Source organism: Vibrio sp. Vb1554 (genome assembly GCF_033344235.1).
Genome location: NZ_JAWPOJ010000141.1, coordinates 1 through 1578, shown reverse-complemented (window position 1 = coordinate 1578; position 1578 = coordinate 1). Strand labels below are relative to the sequence as shown.

At 46.6% G+C, this 1578-nt stretch carries 2 protein-coding genes; both read left to right on the top strand.

Going from position 1 to position 1578, the window contains the following annotated elements; translation table 11 throughout:
• Positions 1-90: 90 nt before the first annotated feature.
• On the top strand, positions 91-489 hold the full coding sequence (locus R8N28_RS24380) for a hypothetical protein (protein ID WP_005494637.1): 399 nt from the start codon (positions 91-93) through the stop codon (positions 487-489).
• Positions 490-550: 61 nt separating this feature from the next.
• Positions 551-1578, top strand: a 1028-nt coding sequence (locus tag R8N28_RS24375; protein ID WP_318183568.1) for a protein-disulfide reductase DsbD domain-containing protein, incomplete at its 3' end; no start/stop codon positions are given.

Here is a 1578-nt window from a genome sequence, read left to right as displayed (position 1 = left end):
CCAATCATATCGGCAAGCAAGGTCGAACGACTTGAGCTTTACGACAACTTGCGTATTATTTTCTGCGTTTCCATCTTTATCTGACTTTTTATGAGCTTATTGATTTCACGACAAGGCACGCCTCAAAAGCGCGCGAAATGGCTGCTAGCAATGATTGGCTGGGTCATCGTCGTGTGTCTGATGCAAAATTCTGGTTTGGTTTCGGCATGCTCGATGAGTGATGACCAAACCTTGGTTTCTGCTTTATCTAGCGATGATGCTCATGTTGTGAAAGCTGATAAAGTCAAAGAGCCGAGTAAGTGTGAACTGTCTGAAAAGTTGATTCAGTTTACCCAGCATCAGCTCGAAGCCTTCATTGTCGTTTTGTTCATTGGCATTGTTTTAGCCGCAGTTTGGCGATGCAGTGCCTTTGTTAACGCAAGGCAATGGACTGAGCCCATCTACGACAAACATCGAATTCATCTTACCTTTTGTGTGTTCCGAGAATGACAAGTGATTCTGGCCGAAAACGCCAGCCATTTTCTACACTTGTTATTAATTAGGAATCACTATGAATCACATTACTAAAGCGACTCAACTCGCGTCCATATTCTTTATGGCGTTGGTATTGGGTTTGTTCTCTCTTACTCTCTCGGCGCAAACTACTGACACGGGATGGATGACCAATCCACAGCATCCGCCTGTGCAAACGCGTTTTGTTTTGACTGGTCAGCAAGATCCGCAAGCAAAAACGCTCACTGGTTATTTGGATGTCAAGTTAACCGGAGACTGGAAAACTTATTGGCGATCGCCGGGCGAGGGTGGTGTCGCGCCATCGATAGATTGGCAAAACTCGCAAAACCTGAGCAAGGTTGATTGGCAATGGCCATATCCGCAAAAGTTCGAGTTATTGGGCATTGAGACTCTCGGTTACAAAGGTGACACTTTGTTCCCAATGACGCTGCATATCGACAATATGTCGAAACCCGTCACGATTGATGCAGTGCTCACGCTCTCTTCCTGCACCACCATCTGTGTGTTGACGGACTATCAAATTCAACTGACCTTCCTGCCTTCTGAGCTGCAAATCGACGAGCAGGTGATGTTCAGTTACGCCCAAGCGGTGAGCAATGTGCCCCAGCCATCGCCGTTTATTGATGTCACTCAAGCAAGTTGGGATGCAAACCAATCGAAGTTGCAAATCAAGCTCACGAACACTCAAGGTTGGAACCAACCACAAGTGTTGGTGGACGGTGTCGATGAGGCAACGCGAGACTATAGCTTCAAGCTTGAAGGTATGCATCAAGAGGGAAATACCGTTACCGCGAGCTATTTGGTGGATACTTGGTTAGGCGATGTGGAGTTAAGTGATCAGTCGCTGTTTGTGACCATCAAAGACGCCAACTTGTTGGCAGAAGAAACCACTCAAGCAATAGCTGAGGCGATAGTAGAGCCACTGCCGAGCACGTCTTTAGTGAGTATTTTTCTGTTCGCTTTGCTTGGTGGTTTGATTCTCAACATCATGCCTTGCGTTCTTCCGGTTTTGGGGATGAAGCTAAGTAGTATTGTTGCCGCTCAAGGTATCGAGCGTCGTCAAAT